13 protein-coding genes and 2 pseudogenes are annotated in these 19,698 nt (G+C 37.1%); 10 read left to right on the forward strand and 5 right to left on the reverse strand.

Annotated features, from left to right (window positions below; genetic code table 11):
- Positions 1 to 141 precede the first annotated feature (141 nt).
- From IYQ23_RS02570 to IYQ23_RS02580, 3 genes and pseudogenes are all read left to right on the forward strand, one after another.
- The gene (locus IYQ23_RS02570) at positions 142 to 1,866 is read left to right on the forward strand and encodes a DUF262 domain-containing protein (RefSeq protein WP_195673982.1); all 1,725 of its coding nucleotides are present in this window, start codon (positions 142 to 144) and stop codon (positions 1,864 to 1,866) included.
- Positions 1,867 to 1,885: 19 nt separating this feature from the next.
- Positions 1,886 to 2,221: pseudogene (locus tag IYQ23_RS02575) on the forward strand (N-6 DNA methylase); the annotation flags it as partial.
- A pseudogene (locus IYQ23_RS02580) lies at positions 2,214 to 3,269 on the forward strand (DUF3387 domain-containing protein); the annotation flags it as partial. The pseudogenes IYQ23_RS02575 and IYQ23_RS02580, both read left to right, overlap by 8 nt.
- A gap of 226 nt (positions 3,270 to 3,495) precedes the next feature.
- Here IYQ23_RS02580 and lysS read toward each other — a convergent pair.
- From lysS to IYQ23_RS02605, 5 genes are all read right to left on the reverse strand, one after another.
- Positions 3,496 to 4,983, reverse strand: coding sequence for a lysine--tRNA ligase (lysS, locus tag IYQ23_RS02585; RefSeq protein ID WP_195673983.1), 1,488 nt, complete (start codon positions 4,981 to 4,983; stop codon positions 3,496 to 3,498).
- 83 nt (positions 4,984 to 5,066) lie between these two features.
- Positions 5,067 to 5,708 carry a histidine phosphatase family protein gene (locus IYQ23_RS02590; protein WP_195673984.1) on the reverse strand — a complete coding sequence of 214 codons (642 nt, stop codon included), beginning with the start codon at positions 5,706 to 5,708 and terminating at the stop codon, positions 5,067 to 5,069.
- Positions 5,709 to 5,720: 12 nt separating this feature from the next.
- Positions 5,721 to 6,203, reverse strand: coding sequence for an aminoacyl-tRNA deacylase (locus IYQ23_RS02595; RefSeq protein ID WP_195673985.1), 483 nt, complete (start codon positions 6,201 to 6,203; stop codon positions 5,721 to 5,723).
- Entirely contained in the window at positions 6,203 to 7,045 is an 843-nt protein-coding gene (locus IYQ23_RS02600) for a DUF368 domain-containing protein (protein ID WP_195673986.1), read from the reverse strand. The genes IYQ23_RS02595 and IYQ23_RS02600 overlap by 1 nt, the downstream gene beginning before the upstream one ends.
- Before the next feature lie 126 nt (positions 7,046 to 7,171).
- Positions 7,172 to 8,008: a glycoside hydrolase family 25 protein gene (locus IYQ23_RS02605; protein WP_195673987.1), complete on the reverse strand. Its 837-nt coding sequence runs from the start codon at positions 8,006 to 8,008 to the stop codon at positions 7,172 to 7,174.
- 280 nt (positions 8,009 to 8,288) lie between these two features.
- Here IYQ23_RS02605 and ftsW point away from each other — a divergent pair, with 280 nt between their 5' ends.
- From ftsW to IYQ23_RS02640, 7 genes are all read left to right on the forward strand, one after another.
- On the forward strand, positions 8,289 to 9,521 hold the full coding sequence (gene ftsW / locus IYQ23_RS02610; RefSeq protein WP_195673988.1) for a cell division peptidoglycan polymerase FtsW: 1,233 nt from the start codon (positions 8,289 to 8,291) through the stop codon (positions 9,519 to 9,521).
- A gap of 38 nt (positions 9,522 to 9,559) precedes the next feature.
- Positions 9,560 to 12,259 carry a phosphoenolpyruvate carboxylase gene (ppc, locus tag IYQ23_RS02615; RefSeq protein WP_195673989.1) on the forward strand — a complete coding sequence of 900 codons (2,700 nt, stop codon included), beginning with the start codon at positions 9,560 to 9,562 and terminating at the stop codon, positions 12,257 to 12,259.
- 125 nt (positions 12,260 to 12,384) lie between these two features.
- Positions 12,385 to 12,855 (forward strand): RNA polymerase sigma factor, encoded by a 471-nt coding sequence (locus IYQ23_RS02620; protein WP_022526277.1) that lies wholly within the window; start codon positions 12,385 to 12,387, stop codon positions 12,853 to 12,855.
- Positions 12,842 to 13,906: an anti sigma factor C-terminal domain-containing protein gene (locus IYQ23_RS02625; RefSeq protein ID WP_117644340.1), complete on the forward strand. Its 1,065-nt coding sequence runs from the start codon at positions 12,842 to 12,844 to the stop codon at positions 13,904 to 13,906. Before IYQ23_RS02620 ends, IYQ23_RS02625 begins: the two co-directional genes overlap by 14 nt.
- 123 nt (positions 13,907 to 14,029) lie before the next feature.
- A complete protein-coding gene (tuf, locus tag IYQ23_RS02630; RefSeq protein ID WP_003023932.1) occupies positions 14,030 to 15,226 on the forward strand; it encodes an elongation factor Tu in 1,197 nt (398 codons plus the stop codon).
- A gap of 156 nt (positions 15,227 to 15,382) precedes the next feature.
- A complete protein-coding gene (gene tpiA, locus IYQ23_RS02635) occupies positions 15,383 to 16,141 on the forward strand; it encodes a triose-phosphate isomerase (protein ID WP_195673990.1) in 759 nt (252 codons plus the stop codon).
- A 65-nt stretch (positions 16,142 to 16,206) separates the two neighbouring features.
- Positions 16,207 to 19,653, forward strand: coding sequence for a GBS Bsp-like repeat-containing protein (locus tag IYQ23_RS02640; protein ID WP_195673991.1), 3,447 nt, complete (start codon positions 16,207 to 16,209; stop codon positions 19,651 to 19,653).
- Positions 19,654 to 19,698 lie beyond the last annotated feature (45 nt).

Consider the following 19,698-nt stretch of genomic DNA (forward strand, 5'->3'; position numbering starts at 1 on the left):
TTATTAGCTGTAAGTATTGATATGACCATATGATTAACAGGTGGATCTCGCGTCATAATTACGACAACGGCAGATAGTAACGATGGACACTGGGTTTAAGGACTAAAATTATAGAAAAATTATTAATAGGAGGAAGGTAAAATGAAATTTACACCAGAAAACAAAACAATTAAAACAATGTTTCGTTCATATCCTATGATGAGTATTCCGAATTTTCAACGAGAATATAGCTGGGATAAGTATTACTATAACACCTTTTTTATAGATATACTTGAAGGAATAAAACAGGAAGATAAAAAGCTAATTAACACAGATTACTTTATAGGCACTATGGTTTTCTCAGGATCTGAAAAAAAAGATGAAAGTATAGAAGTTATTGATGGTCAACAAAGACTCACAGTTATTACTATATTGTTATCAGTTCTAACCAATAAATTCAAAAATATAAAAGAAGAAGATTTAGCAGAAGCAACATTTGAATATATTAAAACAAAAGATGATTATGGAAGGCCTATTCCTAAGTTAAAAAGTATTACCTCATACCCATATTTTGAAGCATATGTTCAGTCAATTGAAAAAACGGATGTTGAACCTGCAACCGAAGAAGAAATTAACATAAAACAAACCTATAATTATTTTGAGTCAGAGTTGGAGGAGATGAAGTTAAAAAGGAAATATGATTTCAATGAAAATACTCCTTATAAAGATTTGTTGATAGCAATTAGAGATCAGATTCTTCAGATGAATGTTATATCTATTTTAACGGAAGAAAAAGATTCGGCTTATGAGATATTTGAAATATTGAATGCAAAAGGGAAAAACCTTGCGAGTATTGATTTAATTAAAAATACTATATATTCTAAATTTCATGCTGATGATAATGCAAAAGATAAGATTATAGAAAATAAATGGGAAGGAATTAAAACTACATTGAGAAGTAGAAATCCCAATATTGGATTTGCTACATTTTATAGGCATTATTGGATTTCAAAATATCAAAAGACAACTAATTCAAAGCTATATGATTCTTTTAAAAAACATATTAAATCTAATAAAAAATCATATGAGGAATTTGTTGAAGATTTAAGTACTATAGCAGAGACGTATATGAAAATAGTAAGTCCTAATATAGATGATTATAATAACAGAAAAGAATATAATTGGTTAATCCAGAGTTTAAAAGCTATAGAGAAAACATTTGGCGTTACACAAGCAAGAATAGCGCTATTAGCGTTATTTGAACTTAAATCAAATGACAAAATATCATCAAAAGCTTTCAAGGATGCGGTTAAATACATTGAAAACTTTATTTTCGCATATACAGGAGTATTAAAAAATCAAGCAAATATTTATGAGTCAAGATTTTCTAAGCTGGCAATAAAATTGCGAGAAAGCAAAAATAAAAGTGATACAAATAATATTTTAAAGGAATACTTATATCAAGAGTTTGAGGACAGATATCCCCAAAAAGAAGAGTTTCTTTCAGGTTTTGTCCGTTTAAGGTTTTCTAAACAAGAGTCTCCAACTAATACAATAACAAAATATGTATTGAATAAAATTTCATCAAAATTAAATAATAGCGAAGTTTATAGTATAGATTCATCTATAGAACACATAATTAACGAAGATATATCAAACGATAACACATTATTCATTGGAAATTTAATATGTTTAGAAATTGATTTAAATAATGAAGCTAGAGATCTAGCTTATGAAGAGAAATTAGAAGTATATAAAAAATCAAAATATAATCAAGTTCGAAATTTTTGCAATAAATATCCAAATTTTAATGAAAATAATATAGAGGAAAGATCCCAAATATTGGGAGAATATTATTATGACAATATATTAAACAAAAGCAACTAGTGAGAGTAACTAGATCTTTTACGATTTATTAGTTGAGTCAGGTGGTATGTTTGTTCAGTCAGCTAAGTTTATAGAGAATCATAGTGGAAATATTAATAATTTATCTGTTTTTGGTCAAGAATCCAACGATGATACTTGGAAGATGGCCAAGATGAACATGATTATCCGAGGTATTGATGCGGATTTTGGTGAGCACTAAGCGAACAGCTTTTTCAATGATTTACATCCAACACTAAAAGCTAACTATATCATGGCTAATCCACCCTTTAATATTTCCAACTGGGGAGCAGATAAACTGCAAGATGTTATTCGCTGGAAATACGGAACACCACCTAATAGCAATGCAAACTATTCGAGACAAAGGTAACTTTGGGGACACTGATATAGCTAAGACAGCTTTACCAAAGTTTGTCGAAAAACTAGAGGTCTGTCGTGATTTGTTTTATGGGTTTGACTATTCAGAATTCATGCTCTCTAAATCAAGTGATTTAATCAGAGCTAAAACAATTAGTGGTGGGGTAAACTTCTTGTCAAGTGTAGACAAGGAGAAGAAGAAAGAGCTCTTCATAAAAGAATCGTTACTCTTAGGCCAAGCGTTATCACTTTGTCGTTCTTTGCTTACTCCTGAGCAACGTTTTGAAGCAGCTTATTTTGAAGCAGTCAGAACATTGCTGACACGAATAACTGGGGAGGGTAAAAAGCTTTCTTTGAAAGATATTAATGATCGTATCAATGAGTTACTAAAAGCTTCTATCAAGAGTGAAGGCGTCATTAATTTATTCTCAGATATTGATACAGGATTTTCGTTATTTGATCCTAAATTTTTAGATGAAATCTCTAAAATGAAGGAGAAAAACATAGCGGTAGAACTCTTAAAAAAATTATTACAAGAGCAAATTACCTTATATCAAAGAACGAATTTAGTCAAATCCGAAAAGTTTTCAGAAATTCTTTCGCGAGCGATGAGAGCGTATCTGAATGGCATGCTTTCGAATGAAGAAGTTATTGCTGAATTAATGAAAATGGCCAAAGAAATGGCGAAGGCTCACGAAGAGGGGGATTCTTTAGGTCTTACAGATGAAGAATTGGCTTTCTATGATGCTTTGACGCAACCACAAGCAGTCAAAGACTTTTATGAAAATGATGAGCTTGTTGCAATGACTCATGAATTAACGGAGACATTGCGCAAAAGCAGAACTATTGATTGGCAGAAAAAACATTCTGCGCGTGCTCGTATGCGCATGCTTGTTAAACGGCTCCTTAGGAAATACAAATATCCACCAGAGGGTGTCGAAGACGCCATTGTGACAGTTATCAAACAATGTGAAATGTGGACAGATAATCCTGATAATAATTATGAGTCCTATTCATTTTCTGACCAACTGATGGTTGCTGAAAAATAAAAGAATCATTGTAGTAGAATGAGAATATCTTAGCATTGGGAGAGAAAATAGTTAATTCTCTCCTTATCGTGCTTTTAAGTTGAGTTTTTATACTGTAGCGTTTATAAATCTATATATAAATAAAAAGAAAGCTCTATAATATCCAAATGGAGTTACCCACTATAGAAATTATAGAGCCTTATTATTGATAGCGAGTAGCTTGAAGACAGCTGCTCTTTTTGTTGGTTTACTTCATCGTAGGGAAGAGCAATACGTCACGAATAGAAGTGACATCTGTCAATAGCATAATTAAGCGGTCGATTCCAATTCCGAGGCCGCCAGTTGGTGGCATACCGTATTCAAGAGCTTCTACATAGTCGTAGTCGATACCAGTCGCTTCATCATCTCCGAGTTCCTTAGCTTTGGCTTGCGCTTCAAAACGCGATAATTGGTCAATTGGGTCGTTCAACTCTGTAAAGGCGTTGGCAAATTCGCGTCCAACGATAAAGAGTTCAAAGCGGTCGGTAAAGCGAGGATTATCTGCATTTTTCTTAGCAAGAGGTGAGACTTCAACTGGATGCCCATAGATAAATGTAGGTTGAATCAAGGTATCCTCAACAAAATCTTCAAAGAAAGCATTGATAATATGACCGACTGTAAAATGCTTTTCAACCGTTACATGATGTTCCTTAGCTAGTGCAGTGGCTTCTTCGAGAGTCATTTCTTTCCAGAAATCAATGCCCGTCTGCTCTTTAATGGCTTCTAGCATATGCTTGCGTGCAAATTTGCGACCGATAAAGATTTCAGTACCTTGATAAGGGACGCTTTCAGCATCTGTAACGGCTTTAGCTGCACTTTGGATAATCCCTTCTGTCAAGTCCATGATATCCTCAAAATCCGCATAAGCCTGATAAGCTTCAATTGTAGTAAATTCAGGATTGTGAGTGGCATCCATTCCTTCGTTACGGAAAATGCGTCCCATTTCATAAACACGTTCCATACCACCAACAATCAGACGTTTTAAGTGCAATTCAGTTGCGATACGAAGCACCATATCAATATTTTGTGCATTGTGATGAGTAATAAATGGACGAGCAGCAGCACCACCAGCTTCATTATGTAGTACAGGTGTCTCAACTTCAAGGAATCCTTGGTTATCAAGATAACGGCGGATTTCTGAAACGATACGACTGCGAGTTACGAAGCGTTCAAAGCTTTCCCGATTGGAAATCAAATCCAAATACCGTTTACGATAAATCGTTTCAACGTCTGTTAGTCCATGGAATTTTTCAGGCAATGGACGAAGTGCTTTAGAGAGGTGTGTAATGTGAGTTGCTTTAATCGAAAGCTCTCCCATATCTGTACGCATGACCTCACCTTCAATACCAAGGAAGTCGCCAATATCTGCTTTTTTGAAAATTTGATAATTCTCTTCACCGACAGTATCTTTTCTGACGTAGATTTGAATTTGACCTTCGCGGTCTTGAATATGAGCAAAACCGACTTTTCCTTTGCCACGCTTGGTCATAAGTCGTCCCGCAATGGTAGCAGCTTCTGCTAATTCATGTAGCTCTTCTTTTGTTTTATCACTATATTTTTCTTTTAATTGGGCAGAATCTGCAGTACGTTCAAAACGTTTACCAAATGGGTCAATGCCTTGTTCTGCTAAAGCAGCCATTTTTTCACGACGAATCAGCTGCTGGTCATTTAATTCTTCAATATGTTCAGTAGTCATATTCTTCCTCCTAAAGTTTACCTTCCTCATTCTATCATAAATAAGGCAGAAATTCACCTATAAATAAAGAAAAAACCATGATTTTATACGTTCACGGTTTCAATTGTTTTTAAGTGATCAACATTGTTCCAATCAAGAAGTGTAAAATGCTCAAAATCTTGTGTTTCAAGAATGGTGACACTTCCATTTGTAAGACCACCTTGCTGGCGAAGTTGAGCAAAGTCATAACCTAGTAACAAACGTAAAGAAGCGGTTAAATTCGCTCCATGACCAACAAAAAGAAGATTTTTATAAGATTGTCCTTTTTGTGATTTAATGAAGTCTATTGTACGTCGTGTAGTATTGTAGACTGATTCCGCACCAAAAATAGAATTATTAAATTTCGCCAGATTGTGACGGAAAGCTTCCATTTGATGAGGGTAGATAGCCGTAATCGTAGAAATTTTCTGTCCTTCTAGGGAGCCGAGTTGCCATTCACGCAACTCGGCATGTGGCTCAACGACTTGTGAAAAATGATTTTCACTATTGATAATCTGTGCAGTTGCCATTGCGCGTGGTAAATCACTTGAAAAAATCTTGTCAAATTTAATGTGAGCCATGTGTTTTCCAAGCAAGTGCAATTCTTCAATAGAAGTCTCAAGCAGCGGTGAATCACCATTGGCTCCTTGAAAGCGTCCTTCTAAATTCCATTGAGTTTTCCCGTGTCGAACGAAGTAGAGTTTCATACAGTTTCCTTTCTATTTTGAATCCTCTTTTAAATCTGCAAAGGTCGCCTCAACAAAATGGGCTAAATCCTCTGCGTTAATTTCAATACTGTGTCCTAATTCTCCAGCCGATACAATAATAGTCTCATCTGTTAAAGCTGAATTGTCAATGTAAATAGGAAAGTGGTGTTTTTGACGAATGCCGACAGGATTATTTGCTCCGTGAATGTAGCCAGTCGTCTTTTCTAAATCTTTTTGCGGAATCATGCTTACTTTTTTGTTACCAGATATTTTGGCCAGCTTTTTTTCAGCTAGATGTTCTGTTATGGGCAAAATCCCAATAATTGTCCCTGTTTTATCGCCTGTTAGAGCCAATGTTTTGTAAATCTGTGAGCGTTCTATTCCTTCAGGCAATTGTCCTTCTAAAGCATTGATTTGGAGGCCTTTGTGGCTGATTTTAGCTTTCGTCAAGATTTGTTCGACTAAGGTTTTCTTAATTTTTGTTTTTTTAGCCATTATTTATACTTTTCCTCCAATTGGCTCATCCAAGCGCCCAGCCAAGTTCCTAGTCCAAAGAAGAACGCAGCAGTAACAAAGGTGATGATAGAAGTATTAGCATAATGAATACTTTCGCTATTCCCAGGGTTTGGTACCAAGATGAGAACAGTGCTAGACAAGACAATCCCAATGATAAAATGGTACACTTGAGAATGATAATTTTCCAAAGCATAGTGCATAGACTTGGAAAAAATCACAAGTGCGAGGAGACCGCCGATTCCGATTGGTAAAAAGGTTCCCAAAATATCTAAAGATTTAAAACCAATTAGCATCGGGGAATACAGACCCAAAATCAAGAGCAAATTTGAAGGACTTAAACCTGGAACGAGAATTCCCAGTGCGATAAGGGCACCAGCTAAAATAAAAGTCAAGAAATTTGCAGGTAACGTTCCAACGAAACTATTGAGGAAATAAAGGCAAATCCCAGAGATGAAAAAAGTGGCTACGAACCAAATAACATCAGTTCGGTCGCGATCAGATTCTCTGATAGATTCCTTTAGCAAGCTTGGAATCGTACCGATAATCGCTCCTGCAAATCCCCATAAAACAATGATTTTATAATGCTCTAAGAGATATTCAACTGGCAGGGAAAATAGTGCAATCCCTAAAACCATTCCAATACCAACAGGTAAAAAATAAAGTACATTTTCACGAAAATTCTCTTTTATATGCGCTAAAAAATAAATCATCCGCTCGTAAATCCCCAAAATAGTGGCTAAAACTCCACCAGATACCCCAGGGAGAATAAATCCTAGCGCGATGACAATTCCCTTAAAAATTCTGATTAACCAAGAAATCATTCATTACTCCCTAAACTTTTCTTTGTTAGTCATTATAACATATTTAGAAACAAGAAAGTAGTGATAACTGGACGAGAAGAAAAGAAAAACTCTGCAAAGTTTTCGATTCAAACTATTACAGAGTTATTATTTTCCATTACCAAATAATTTTTTAAATGTTTTTGTCTGATTTTTTAAAGGAGATAGCTGATTAAGATCGACATCATGTGCAAAACCACCAATTGAGCCTTGTGATGTGTATTGATGTAAATCGTATTTTAAGTCTGTCTTAGGGGCAGTGTTGTAATAACCGTCATTATAGCCGTAAGTTGGAATCCAAATAGCTGTGAATTTCTTAGTTGAGATACTGTGTTCTTCAAGGAAATAGGTTCCGACATAAATCCCGATGTTCTTAGCACCCAATGATGATAACTTAGCGCGAAAAGCTTCAACACCAGCATTCATGTTCTCCATAGTTTTTTCTTCAACATCTAGCCAGTAGTAGGTCGGTTTGTATTTTGAAGCAGCTTTATAAAAACTTTCGGCAGCTTTTTGCATTTCTTTCTTGTTGCTACCTGCCACATAAGCATAGACAGCGACAGGAATATTTCGTTTTTGAAATTCTTCTATGTGGCGTTGATAGGATTTATCAATTCCGTTTAAGTGTGTAGCTGCATTTTCTTTTTTTGCTTGTGCTCCGCTATGCACGCGTATAATGGCGCCAGAAACATTTTTTGCTAGTACGTCATAGTTAATATCACTTGGCAATTGCCAGCCGGACAAGTCAATGATTGGTTTATAGGCTTTGTCTGCTTCATTGGAATCTGAAGTATCAGTTGACTGAGAAGCAGCTGATGTTTGTGTAATAGCGTCCTTTTGCTGTTTAGTTTCCTTGTTTTCTGAATAATGCTTCGCTCCTAAAATAATCGCAATGAAGCTAACAAAGAAAACAAAGACAACAAGCGGTTTAATCCTCTTTCTCATATAATTTCATTTTAACGTAAAGTCAGATAAAAAGCAAAATAAACTAGTAGAAAATAAGTATTTGTCATCAAATTGAAATATTAAAGAAAGCGGTTTATTGGACATAATGGTGAAGAATGCTTATAAATCCTATTCATAGACTCAGCTTATTGTTCTTTTTTTAGTTAAAGTTTAGCCTAGATACTGCAAGGATTTAAAAAATACTGTTCGTCAAATACTTTTTTTTTACCCTGAAAAGTGGTATAATGTTCGGTGAAAATTTAATAATATTAGGTGAACTATGAGAATTGATAAACGCCACCTGCTGAATTATTCCATTTTGATTCCTTATTTGATTTTATCTATTTTGGGATTGATAGTTGTTTATTCAACGTCAAGTGCCACTTTAGTACAGGTAGGAGCAAATTCGCTCAGATCTGTTTTAAATCAAGGAATTTTCTGGGTAATCAGCTTACTTGCCATTGCTTTAATTTACAAAATAAAGTTAGATTTCTTAAAAGACAATCGACTGATTGTCATTGTTATTTTTGTGGAAATCTTGCTTTTAATTTTATCTCGCTTCCTTGGTGCCCGAATCAATGGTGCACATGGTTGGTTACGATTTGGTCCGATTAGTCTCCAGCCGGCTGAGTATTTAAAAATTATTCTGATTTGGTTTTTAGCACAGCGGTTTTCTCATCAACAAGATGAAATCGCAACGTATGATTATCAGGCTTTAACACGAAATCAATTGATTCCGCGTGCACTGAACGATTGGCGAATCCTGGTCGTGGTGCTCATTGGGATTGTGGCAGCGCTGCCTGACTTGGGGAATGCGACCATTCTTTTGCTGACGACCTTAATCATGGTAACGGTTAGTGGGATTGGTTATCGCTGGTTTTCAACTCTTCTTGGGATATTGGTCACTCTTTCCACAGCGGTTTTAGCAGGCATCTGGTTGATTGGTGTGGAAAAAGTTGCTAAGGTTCCTGTGTTTGGCTATGTAGCAAAACGATTTAGTGCCTTTTTTAATCCTTTTAAAGATTTATCAGGCGCAGGTCACCAGCTAGCTAATTCCTATTATGCCATGAGCAATGGCGGTTGGTTTGGTTTAGGATTAGGAAATTCTATCGAAAAACGTGGTTATTTGCCAGAAGCACAGACAGACTTCGTCTTTTCCATTGTTATTGAAGAATTTGGATTTATCGGTGCCAGCTTGATTTTAGCCCTCTTATTTTTCCTTATTTTGCGGATTATTCTTGTGGGAATTCGAGCGAAAGATCCATTTAATTCTATGATGGCTCTTGGTATCGGTGGAATGCTACTGACACAAACGTTTGTCAATATTGGAGGAATTTCCGGTTTGATTCCTTCGACGGGTGTCACCTTCCCCTTCTTATCACAAGGTGGAAATAGTTTGTTGGTATTATCCGTAGCGATTGCTTTTGTGTTAAACATTGATGCCAATGAAAAACGAGAAAGTTTGTATAGAGAAATTGAAGAAACCAATCACGGTTTAAGAATTATTCGCTAACGTTAGATTGAGCAAAAGCTTATTGAAAGGTGTAGATTATGTCACTTCAAAAATTAGAAAATTACAACAATAAAGAAGTTATCAAAGAAGAAGTTACGATTCTGACGGACTTATTAGAGGAAGTTACAAAAAATATGCTGAGTCCTGAAACCTTTGAAAAAATCATTGCTTTAAAAGAATTAGCAGCAGCTGGAAATTATGAAGGGTTAAATGAGATTGTTCAAAGTCTATCGAACAAGGAAATGTCTTATATTTCTCGTTATTTTTCAATCCTGCCTCTTTTAATCAATATTTCAGAAGATGTAGATTTGGCTTTTGAGATTAACTATCAAAATAATGTGGGGCAAGATTATCTTGGGAAATTATCCACAACGATTGATTTGGTTGCTGAAAAGGAAAACGCTGCTGAAATTTTGGAGCATTTGAATGTGGTCCCTGTTTTAACAGCTCATCCAACTCAAGTGCAACGAACGACTATGCTGGATTTGACCAATCATATTCACGTCTTGTTGCGTAAATACCGCGATGTGCGAATGGGCTTGCTCAATGAGCAAAAATGGCACAATAATCTTCGTCGGTATATCGAAATTATCATGCGGACAGATATGATTCGTGAGAAGAAATTAAAAGTGACCAATGAAATCACCAATGTGATGGAATACTACAATAGCTCTTTCTTGCAGGCGGTGACTAATTTAACAGAAGAATACAAGCGCTTAGCCAAACAGCACGGGATTGACCTGAAAAATCCTACCCCTATTACGATGGGAATGTGGATTGGTGGCGACCGAGATGGAAATCCGTATGTCACAGCTGAAACGTTGAAAAAATCCGCTTTGACCCAATGTGAAGTGATTATGAACTATTACGATACGAAAGTTGCTAATTTGTACCGTGAATTTTCTTTGTCAACAGGTATCGTAAAAGTCAGTGAAGCGGTGCAGGAAATGGCTTATCTGTCAGAAGATAATTCTATTTACCGCGAAAAAGAATTGTATCGCCGTGCTTTCTACTACATTCAAACAAAACTAAAAAATACAAAGACTTACTTTATTGATCAGATAAAAACAGAGCCACATTATCACAAAATTGAGGAATTTAAACATGATTTACTAGCTATCAAGCAGTCTCTTCTTGAAAATAAAGGCGAAGCAATGATTTCTGGTGAGTTTACTGAGTTGCTTCAAGCGGTAGAAGTATTCGGTTTTTACCTTGCTTCCATTGATATGCGTCAAGATTCCAGTGTTCATGAAGCCTGCGTTGCGGAGTTATTAGCGAGCGCAGGAATTGTGGAGCATTATAGCAAGCTTTCTGAAGACGAAAAATGTCACGTTCTGCTAAATGAACTTCTCTATGATCCGCGGATTCTCTCTGCAACACACACTAAAAAATCAGCCCTTTTACAAAAAGAATTAGAGATTTTTCAAACGGCGCGTGAGTTGAAAGATAAGCTAGGAGATGCTGTCATTAAACAAACCATTATTTCTCATGCTACGAGCGTGTCTGACCTTTTAGAGTTGGCTGTTATGCACAAGGAAGTTGGTCTCATTGATAAAGAATTTGCGCGTGTACAGATTGTGCCACTCTTTGAAACCATTGAAGACTTGGATAATTCCTATGACACGATGAAGAAATACTTATCTCTTCCAATCGCTCAGAAATGGATTGCCTCCAATAACAACTATCAAGAAATCATGCTGGGCTATTCAGACAGCAATAAAGACGGTGGTTACTTATCATCCTGCTGGACTCTCTATAAAGCGCAACAGCAATTGACTGCTATCGGAGATGAATTTGGTGTGAAAATTACCTTTTTCCACGGTCGTGGTGGAACGGTTGGTCGTGGTGGCGGACCTACTTATGAAGCCATTACCTCTCAGCCTCTCCGCAGTATCAATGATCGGATTCGCCTGACAGAGCAAGGAGAAGTCATTGGCAATAAATACGGAAATAAAGACGCTGCGTACTACAATTTAGAAATGCTGGTGTCGGCAACGATTAACCGTATGATTACCAAGAAAAAGAGCGATACTAGCACATCTAACCGCTATGAGCATATTATGGATCAGGTAGTAGAGCGAAGCTATCAAATTTATCGTGATTTGGTTTTTGGCAATGAGCATTTTTATGATTATTTCTTTGAATCAAGCCCAATCAAAGCTATTTCTAGCTTTAATATTGGTTCGCGACCGGCTGCGCGTAAAACCATTACTGAAATCGGTGGCTTGCGTGCCATTCCGTGGGTCTTTTCATGGTCGCAAAGTCGGGTAATGTTCCCTGGTTGGTATGGTGTTGGATCTAGCTTTAAAGAATTTATTGATGAAAATCCAGAAGAAAATCTTGCTTTCTTGAGAAAGATGTATAAAAATTGGCCTTTCTTCCAATCGCTTTTGTCCAATGTAGACATGGTGTTATCAAAGTCGAATATGAATATCGCCTTTGAATATGCTCAATTGTGTGAAGATAAAGAAGTACAAGAAATTTATTATACAATTTTGGATGAGTGGCAATTAACCAAGAATGTTATTCTTGCTATTGAAGATTATGATGACCTGTTAGAGGAAAATCCCTACTTGCGAGACAGTTTAGACTACCGCATGCGTTACTTTAACATTTTGAATTACATTCAGCTAGAACTCATCAAACGCCAACGCCGTGGGGAGTTATCTCCTGACGAAGAAAGGTTGATTCACGTCACAATCAATGGAATTGCGACAGGACTGAGAAACTCAGGCTGATGAAGAATGAAAGATCGGATTATTTCCGATTTTTTTATATTTTTGTAACCCAAAACGCTTCCAATTCGTTATACTAGTGAAGGAAGGGGGATGAGGATATCAAACTAGATGATTATGAAAAAGTCTTGATTACCTTTGCGAAAGAAATCGTCTATTATCTGCAAGGCTCAGGCGTTCCAAAAGAGCAAGCAGAAGATGTTGTTCAGGATGTTTTTATCAAAATGCTAGAGTCTGATTTTGTCATCCCTGCTCAAAAAATGCGAGCTTGGATGTATCGTGTGTCTATTCGCCGCTATATTGACAAATACCGGCGCGATAAGCATTATATGGAAATCCTGCGACGAGATTTTTTTACAAAGGAAAATCAATTGATTGTTGAAGGAGCAGATTATGACTTTCTCATGGAGGAGGTAGAAAAGTTACCAACACAGGATAAAATCATGTTGGATCTTTATTACTTTCAAGGATTTTCAACGGGTGAAATAGCAGAAGTACTCCATTATTCTAAGAGCAAAGTCAAAGTTCAGCTCATGCGCAGTCGAAAGAAACTTCGACAGATTTTGGAAAAGAAAGGATATCATCATGGAAACATTTGAAATCGTTGCGAAGAAAAGCAAAAAGCGAAATACCAAGCGGATTATCCTCTGGTCAACAACAGTAGTGGTAGTATTTTTTGGAATATATATTGGTGTTCGTATGATTACGGGAAAACTCATCAGCAACCAAGCTTGGAAGGTAGTCAATGAGGTACAACTAGTTGAAAGCGTTGCCTTTCCTAATATTGAAACGTATACCTGGTCTGCTAATGGTGGAGATATGTTTCACGGTGGTATTAAAGGTAGACAAGCTAAAGATATTTATGGAATTCCACTCGACTATGGTGAATATAAGGCAGATTTTGGAATTTTTAATATCAATCGAGGAATCCTTTTTCATGCAAATTCTGGCAGATATACAGAATCTGGGGCAACTATTCAAATAGAAAATAACCAAAAAGTGCCACAATTCTACAATAAAAATGTGAAAGAGGAGAAAGGAGAATCTGTCCATGAACCAACTAAAGAGCTTCCTTACGTAAAAGATATGCAAAATCAATTAGTAGAGGTAGCACTGACTTTTGATAAACCATATAGTTTAAAAGAAATTCGAGCAATGATTCCTAAGAATCTTAAAACTAATTGGTATTGGATTGGTACAAATTCAACAAGCGATCCAAGTTGGTGGCAACCGAGCAATCTATATGGCACAAGTCCAGATTATCTAACGCAAAAAGAATATGTTAACAAGAAGGAAGCAGAAGAAGCTATTAAAAATCTCAAAGAAGGAGAGAAACTGAATGACAGACTTTCCGAAATGAAGGATGTAGATGGATTCTTGGCTAATCTGAAGAAATATATTAAAAGTGGATTTGGAAAAAGTAGCTACAATAATGCAACTCCGTCAGATGACATTAAAACCTACTTGAAAAAATTTGGTAAGCTAGACTTGTCTAAGAAAGAAGACCTAGAAAAATTAGAATTCTCAGGCGTTATCCTAACAGGAAAAGCTGAAAATTTTGCACAGCTGGAAGGTAAGGAGTGGATTTATGCATCAAGCATTGGAGCTTCTATACCAAATCAACCATACTACAAGTTGGACAAAGAATAAATTGATAAAAAAGGCGTAAAATGCTTGCAATTTGAAGAAAATTTGATAAAATAGTAAGGAAAGTTAGACTGTATTGCCTACTGTCTATCTATAAAATATATTTTATTGGAGGCTTTTACTCAAATGGCAAAAGAAAAATACGATCGTAGTAAACCACACGTTAACATCGGTACAATTGGACACGTTGACCATGGTAAAACTACCCTAACTGCAGCTATCACGACTGTACTTGCACGTCGTCTTCCAAGTTCAGTTAACCAACCAAAAGATTACTCATCTATTGATGCTGCTCCAGAAGAACGCGAACGCGGAATCACTATCAACACTGCACACGTTGAATACGAAACTGCTAAACGTCACTATGCTCACATCGACGCTCCAGGACACGCAGACTACGTTAAAAACATGATCACTGGTGCTGCTCAAATGGATGGAGCTATCCTTGTAGTAGCTTCAACTGACGGACCAATGCCTCAAACTCGTGAACACATTCTTCTTTCACGCCAAGTAGGTGTTAAATACCTTATCGTCTTCATGAATAAAGTTGACTTGGTTGACGATGAAGAATTGCTTGAATTGGTTGAAATGGAAATCCGTGACCTTCTTTCAGAATACGATTTCCCAGGTGATGAAATCCCAGTTATCCAAGGTTCAGCTCTTAAAGCTCTTGAAGGTGATGAAAAATATGAAGACATCATCATGGAATTGATGGATACTGTTGATGAATACATTCCAGAACCAGAACGTGACACTGACAAACCATTGCTTCTTCCAGTAGAAGATGTATTCTCAATTACTGGACGTGGTACTGTTGCTTCAGGACGTATCGACCGTGGTACTGTTAAAGTCAACGACGAAGTTGAAATCGTTGGTATCCGTGACGAAATCCAAAAAGCAGTTGTTACTGGTGTTGAAATGTTCCGTAAACAATTGGACGAAGGTCTTGCTGGAGATAACGTAGGGGTTCTTCTTCGTGGTATCCAACGTGACGAAATCGAACGTGGACAAGTTCTTGCTAAACCAGGTTCAATTCATCCACACACTAAATTCAAAGGTGAAGTTTATATCCTTACTAAAGAAGAAGGTGGACGTCATACTCCATTCTTCAACAACTACCGTCCTCAATTCTACTTCCGTACTACAGACGTTACAGGTTCAATCGAACTTCCTGCAGGTACTGAAATGGTAATGCCTGGTGATAACGTAACAATCGACGTTGAATTGATCCACCCAATTGCCGTAGAACAAGGAACTACATTCTCTATCCGTGAAGGTGGACGTACTGTAGGTTCAGGTATGGTTACAGAAATCGAAGCTTAATTCAATTAAGTTCCCAGATGAACAATTAAAGTCAGACAAATGAGCTCCGCTGTTGCGGGGCTTTCTTTTTTATGATTTCATTAGACTCAGTCTTTATTTCTCTATTAAATTATGGTAAAATGATAGATGTAAATAAAAAAAGAAGAGGTATGTGAAATGTCACGTAAACCATTTATCGCTGGTAACTGGAAAATGAACAAAAATCCAGAAGAAGCTAAAGCATTTGTTGAAGCAGTAGCTTCTAAATTGCCTTCATCAGAACTTGTTGAAGCTGGTATCGCAGCTCCAGCCCTTGACTTGTCAACAGTTCTTGCAGCTGCTAAGGGTTCTGATCTTAAAATTGCCGCAGAAAACTGCTATTTTGAAGATGCTGGTGCTTTCACTGGTGAAAATAGTCCCAAAGTTCTTTCTGAAATGGGCACAGATTATGTCGTAATTGGTCACTCAGAACGTCGTGAATACTTCCATGAGACGGATGAAGATATCAACAAAAAAGCAAAAGCAATCTTTGCAAATGGGATGCTTCCAATTATTTGTTGTGGTGAAACACTTGAAACTTATGAAGCAGGTAAAGCTGCTGAATTCGTAGGTGCTCAAGTATCTGCAGCCCTTAAAGGATTGACAGCAGAACAAGTGTCTTCTCTTGTCATTGCTTACGAACCAATCTGGGCTATCGGTACTGGTAAATCAGCTACTCAAGACGATGCTCAAAAAATGTGTAAAGCAGTTCGTGATGTTGTAGCAGCTGACTTTGGTCAAGAAGTGGCTGACAAAGTACGTGTACAATACGGCGGCTCAGTAAAACCGAACAATGTAGCTGAATACATGGCATGTCCAGACGTTGACGGTGCCCTTGTTGGTGGAGCATCACTTGAAGCAGAAAGTTTCCTTGCATTGTTGGACTTTGTAAAATAATTCTTAAAAGAAATAATTAGCTTGCCATATTTTATGGCAGGCTTATTTTAAAATGGAGAAATAAAATGAAAAAGAAAAGTTTATTTTATTTAGCAAGCACAGCTATTTTAATTGCAGCTAGTTCACATCAAATTTTTGCTGATGAACCTGTAAAAACTTCTACGCTAGAGCCGACAGTAGAACTCAATAAACAAGAAGCTCATTCTACAGCTGAACTCCAAACAAAAGAAGTAACTCAAACTGCTCCAATAAATCAAACAACTTCATCTTCTTCATCTAAAAACGAAGCAACTGCTTCATCAACCGCTTCAACTGAAGCTAAAGTTTCAGAAGAACAAAATGTTGTAAAAGAAAATTCGACAACTACAACTGAGACTAAAAAAGACAACAAGTCAACTTTTTTTGCTGCACAGAATAATCAAGCAACAGCTAGAAGTAATCCTGATGCACAAGTGAAAAAATCAACTTTTGTGGATGTCAGCAGTCATAATGGACATATCAGCAAAGAAGATTATCAACATTTAGCTGAAAAAGGGGTAAATGGGGTTGTTGTCAAATTAACAGAAGGAACGAGTTATAAAAATCCTTATGCGGTTTCTCAAACACAGAATGCACAAGCGGCAGGTATGCAAGTGTCGGCTTATGCTTTTTCTCATTATACTAATGAAGCAGAAGCAAGAGCAGAAGCGCGCTATTTTGCAGAGGAAGCAAGGCGATTGAACCTTCCTTCCTCAACTGTTATGGTAAATGATATTGAAGATTCTGATATGCGTCCGAATATCAATGCAACTACTCAAGCTTGGGCAGATGAAATGCGGCGTATGGGCTTTTCAAATTTGATGTACTATACAAGTGCAAGTTGGCTTGATCGAAATAATCTCAGAACGAAAGGACCAATCCAAACAGAGCAATTTGGCTTGGAGAATTTCTGGGTAGCGCAATATCCAACTTCAAAATTAAGTGCAGATGATGCGAAAACACTGAAATATAATAGTGAAGCAGGTGCTTGGCAGTTTACTTCGCAAGCTGAACTACTACTTGGTCGTCATGTTTTTGACCAAAGTGTGGATTATACTGGACGTTTTACGAATAAGGCAACTCCAAGCAATCGTGCTGCAAATCAGCCAATAAAAGGAAAAATCACAGTTCAAAACAAGAATCCTAACACAGGAACCTTTGATGTGATTGTGTCGGACGTTTCTGCTCCTTATGGTGTTCGTGAAGTGAAAGTACCGACCTGGTCTAATGTCAATGGTCAAGATGATATTATTTGGTATACAGCTGCTAAACAGGCTGATGGAACCTATAAAGTAACAGTAAGGGCAGTAGATCACAAATTTTCTACAGGACTTTATCACATTCACCTTTATTACATTCAAAATAATGGGAAATTGGTTGGCGTAGGTGGAACAACTACCGAGCTTTCATTTGGACGACCTCAAGGAAAAGTGACTATTGCTAATAATAATCCTGACACAGGAACTTTTGATGTCCTTATTTCCAATGTTTCTAGTCCTTATGGCGTTCGTGAAGTGAAAGTTCCAACTTGGTCCAGCATCGGTGGTCAAGATGATATTATCTGGTATACTGCTAAGAAACAAGCCAATGGAACTTACAAAGTAACAGTTAAAGCGACTGATCATAAAAAATCAACTGGAGAGTATAATATTCATGTATATTATATCCAAGAAAATAATCAGTTGGTAGGAGTAACAGGGACAACGACAACAGTTTCGATTGCGCATCCTAAAGGTACTTTGACTATCACAAATAACAATCCAGACGCAGGAACTTTTGATGTGATTGTCTCAGGCGTTTCCAGTCCAGATGGTGTTCGTGAAGTGAAAGTACCGACCTGGTCTAATGTAGATGGTCAAGATGATATTATCTGGTATACCGCTAAAAAACAAGCTGATGGAACGTATAAGACAACTGTCAAGGTAAGTGATCACAAATATTCAACAGGTCTATATAATGTTCATCTGTATTATATCCAAGACAATGGCAAAATCGTTGGAGTAGCAGGAACGCAAGTAATTGTATCTTTAGCAAGAGCAAAAGGCAATATTACAATTGCGAATAATAATCCTAACACAGGAACCTTTGATGTGATTGTTTCAGGTGTTTCTAGCCCTTACGGCGTTCGTGAAGTGAAAGTACCGACCTGGTCTAATGTCAATGGTCAGGACGATATTATCTGGTACACTGCCACTAGACAGGCCAATGGAACTTACAAAACAACTGTCAAAGCGAGTGACCATAAAAGAAGCACAGGTTTGTACCATATTCATCTTTACTACATCCAAGGAAATGGTAAAATCGTTGGGATTGGTGGCACAACGACAGAAGTTTCAATTGCACGTCCAAAAGGTACATTAACAATTCAAAATAAAGATGCCAATAAAGGGACTTTTGAAGTAATTGTTTCCAACGTTTCTAATCCAGATGGTGTTCGTGAAGTGAAATTACCGACCTGGTCTAATGTCAATGGTCAGGACGATATTATCTGGTACACTGCCACTAGACAGACCAATGGAACTTATAAGGCATTCATTAAAGCAAGTGATCATAAGAATTCAACTGGTTTGTACTATATTCATTTGTACTATGTTCAAAACAATGGAACATTGATTGGAGTAGGCGGTACATCAACCGATGTGACAATTTCTGCAGAAAACCTTAAACCAACTGGAAAAATCACGATTCAAAATAATAATCCTAAAACAGGAACGTTTGATGTGGTGGTGTCTAATGTTTCCGGTCCTTATGGTGTTCGTGAAGTGAAGCTGCCAACGTGGTCTAGTGTAAATGGTCAAGATGACATCATTTGGTACACTGCTGCAAAACGAGCTGATGGTACCTATAAGATAACTGTCAAAGCGAGTGACCATAAGAACTCAACCGGCGAATACAATGTTCATTTGTATTACATTCAAAACAATGGTAAAATCGTTGGAGTGGCGGGCACAACAGTACAAGTTTCTAAAACGTCTTATTCGACACCATATTTTTCTCAACGTGATGGTCGTTGGGCAGGACGAACTTATGGAGGCTACACATTTGCTGCAACGGGTTGCATTCCAACAACAGTTGCTATGGCAATTTCTGGTATTACAGGACAGACTGTTTTGCCAACAACTGTGGCAGATTATCTCTATCATTCTACGAATGAATTCAATAAGAGAAGCTACGGCACAACGAGTCGGGGTATTGTCTTAGCAGCTCGACATTGGGGCTTGAAAACGGATGTTTTAGGTTCAACCGCAGCTGTGCGAGAAGCACTTGCTATGGGACACCATGTGCTTGGTGCAGTAGGAACCAGTGTATTTGCAAATTATCCTGTTACACATGAGCTAGTCATGAGAGGCTATAACAACGGAATGACTTACGTAATGGATCCGTATAATGCTAATAATAATGGCTATTATTCAGTAGATTATTTATTTAGAGTACGGAGTTTGGATCCAACTGATAATACAGAAGGTTCTCCGTTCATGACAATTAGATCGTAATGTTGTGTCTGCTCTGTGAGAACGAAGTTTCTGCCATTTTATCGG

This window comes from Streptococcus sp. HF-100 (assembly GCF_015594635.1).
In the GTDB taxonomy this organism is placed as follows: domain Bacteria; phylum Bacillota; class Bacilli; order Lactobacillales; family Streptococcaceae; genus Streptococcus; species Streptococcus vaginalis.